The following is a 627-nucleotide window of genomic DNA, read 5'->3' on the forward strand; positions in this document are numbered from 1 at the left end:
CGCGCCGCCGCCGCCGAGCTGGGCCCGCCGACGCTGCGCGTGCAGCGCCTCGCCACCGGCGCCTGGACCGTCCGCCTCCCGATCGCCGCCGAGCCCACGGGCGTCGACGCCGGCGGCGCGGGGCGGCGCGGCCGCCAGGACGCGTTCGGCCTCGCGTGGGCGTTCGCGACCGAGGCGTGGCGCGCGGCGACGCTGGCGATCTACGCGGCGGCGTCGCGCTGACGACCCGCTCGCGGCCAGCTCCCGATCTCGGGTGCGCACGGTTCAACCATCAGGGAGAACGGATCGGTCCGGATCGGAACGGATTCGGCGGATGGGCGCCTGGAGTGACTCGGAGCGATCCGATGAATCCGACCTGCATCGGTCCGATCCGTTCTCCCGGCTGTTGAAGCGCCACGGGACCTACCGCGCGACCCGAGGAGGCGACAGTCGCAGGTCGCAGGTCGCAAGGCTGCTGGTGACGCCGCCCCCGCGACGGTAGCATTGCCGCATGACAGCGGACCTCAGCGGCCGCGCCGCGATCGTGACGGGCGGCGCCTCGGGGATCGGCCGCGCGGCCGTGCGCCCGCTCGCCGGCGACGGCGCGCGCGTGGTGATGGCCGACGTCGACCTGGCCGCGGCGCGCGC

Annotated in this window: 2 protein-coding genes; both read left to right on the top strand. The window is 76.4% G+C overall.

The window, feature by feature from the left end; all coding sequences use genetic code 11:
- The coding region (locus tag PYV61_RS26350) for a hypothetical protein (RefSeq protein ID WP_275836860.1) at window positions 1-222 on the top strand (222 nt) is incomplete at its 5' end.
- Between the two features lie 268 nt (window positions 223-490).
- On the top strand, window positions 491-627 hold a 137-nt coding region (locus PYV61_RS26685), incomplete at its 3' end, for an SDR family NAD(P)-dependent oxidoreductase (protein ID WP_345785292.1).

The sequence above is a fragment of the Roseisolibacter sp. H3M3-2 genome, from assembly GCF_029211165.1.
GTDB lineage: Bacteria > Gemmatimonadota > Gemmatimonadetes > Gemmatimonadales > Gemmatimonadaceae > Roseisolibacter.